The following is a 1,979-nucleotide window of genomic DNA, read 5'->3' as shown; positions in this document are numbered from 1 at the left end:
CCCGTGTCTTTGGACCGCATCAGCAAGCGCTCACCCGAGGCGTCCTTGAGCACCGTGGCGCTCACGCCAGCGTTGGCGTTGTTGATCTTGGTCGCGATTTCGGTGAGTGTGTCTTCGCCCGGATTGATGGTGACGCTGACCGGCGTGGCCGACCCCGCCGTGAAGCTGCCGGCGGCCCAGCTGCCCAGCTCGATGGTCATGGTGCCACCGCCGACGCCGGAACCGGACGCCACCGCACCGGATGCCACCGACTGGGCCTTGGCCAGTTGCTGGACTTCCATGGTCAGCGATGTGGCCGGTGCGCCGGAGGCGGCCGTGACGCCGACCGCCGACGCGTTCGAGCTGCTGGCCAGCACGCTGTTCCAGCCGCTGGCGGTGCCGAGCTTGTTGGCGGCATCGCTGAGCGCCGTGATCTGCGAGGTGATGGTGCCGTACGCCGAGATGCGGCTCTGGATCGAGGTGGCCTGGGTCTTGAGCTGGTTGAGCGGCGCCTTTTCCAGCGCGACGAGCTGAGACACGATGCTTTGCACATCGAGACCGCTGCCGATGCCCGGCGATGAAATCGTGGCCATGGGGATTCCCCTTCAGGATGGACAGAACACACGCGAAGGGCGTGATGGGCATGCGCTCTGTGCATCCGGCTGCAAACGCAAAGGCAGCGGGGCACCCGGGAGGTGCCGCCGCCGCCGGCACGCCGCGCGCTGGGCGCGCGGCGCATCCGGTGCCTGATGGTTGATCAGCGCAGCAGGGACAGCACGCCCTGGGGCAGCTGGTTGGCCTGGGCGATCATGGCGGTACCGGCCTGTTGCAGGATCTGACCGCGCGACAGGTTGGCGGTTTCCACGGCGAAGTCGGCGTCCATGATGCGGCCGCGCGAGGAGGCCTGGTTTTCGGCTGCGATCTGCAGGTTGGAGATCACCGATTCGAAGCGGTTCTGTGCGGCACCGAAGCCGGCACGGGCGGTCGTGATCTCGTCGATGGCATCGTCCAGGTCGTCCATCGCGGACAGGGCGTTGGCTGCCGACGTGATGTCGCCGCCCACCACCGCGGTGATGCCGGCGCCAGCGGTCAGATCACCGGTGGCAATGGCGATCTGGTCGGTGCCGACGTTGTTCGCGCCCACCTGGAACTGCAGCGAAGCGGTGGTGGACAGCAGGTCGGTGCCGTTGAACTTGGTGCCGGTCAGCACGCGGGTGACTTCCGAGGCCAGTTCCTGGTACTCGGCGTCCAGGTTGGCCTGGTCGCTGGTGGAGTTGGTGGCGTTGGCCGACTGGGTGGCCAGTTCGCGCATGCGCTGCAGCGAGTCGCCCACCTTGCCCAGAGCACCTTCCGCGGTTTGCGCCAGCGAGATGCCGTCGTTGGCGTTGCGGATCGCGACGTTCATGCCCTTGACCTGGGCGTTCATGCGCTCGGCAATCGCCAGGCCGGCCGAGTCGTCCTTGGCGCTGTTGACGCGCAGACCCGACGACAGGCGCTGCATCGAGGTGGCCAGCGAACCCGACGACTGGGCCAGGTTGCGTTGTGCGTTGAGGGATTGCACGTTGGTGTTGATGGTGCTCATGTCTAACTCCTAAAAAATTGAACAAAGGTAATCCGGCATTCCTGCCGATCTCAACGTCCACCTTGCGGTGAACCGCCATGACCGGTTGCGGGTGGCGCGCCGGTTGGGCCCTGGGACCGCTGACCGCCTCGCCGCTTCGCTTTGCCGGACGACGAACCTTTTTAGAAGTTCGTTGAGTTCAATTTCGGTGGCCCCGGCGTATTCTTTAGCGGCTGTTTGTAACGGTTGCGTTCGATAAGCCGGGTTTGTCAAGCGCTGTTCTGCGCTTCGGTCCGGCGCCTTTCAGGTGAACGCGTACGGTGCGCAGCGCACCCTCTGCAGCGACTCGGGCTATGGGTCTGTCGGGTCCGGATCGTTTCTGCTGCAGCCGGGTGCGACTGCATGCTTGAGGCTGTCACTCGAGTGGGTGCAGACCTGG

2 protein-coding genes are annotated in these 1,979 nt (G+C 65.6%); both read right to left on the bottom strand.

What is annotated here, in order from left to right:
• On the bottom strand, positions 1–572 hold a 572-nt coding region (fliD, locus tag ACR2JA_RS08395), incomplete at its 3' end, for a flagellar filament capping protein FliD (RefSeq protein ID WP_434008642.1).
• Positions 573–736: 164 nt separating this feature from the next.
• The gene (locus ACR2JA_RS08390) at positions 737–1,561 is read right to left on the bottom strand and encodes a flagellin (protein ID WP_434008641.1); all 825 of its coding nucleotides are present in this window, start codon (positions 1,559–1,561) and stop codon (positions 737–739) included.
• Positions 1,562–1,979 lie beyond the last annotated feature (418 nt).

Origin of the sequence: Hydrogenophaga sp., from assembly GCF_051007235.1 — a bacterium.
GTDB lineage: Bacteria > Pseudomonadota > Gammaproteobacteria > Burkholderiales > Burkholderiaceae_C > Hydrogenophaga.
This window is presented reverse-complemented; position numbering and strand designations above follow the sequence as displayed.

What these genes read in the sequence shown, in the direction of transcription:
- ACR2JA_RS08390 (WP_434008641.1), bottom strand. Translation starts at nt 1,561, where the DNA reads ATGAGCACCATCAACACCAACGTGCAATCCCTCAACGCACAACGCAAC.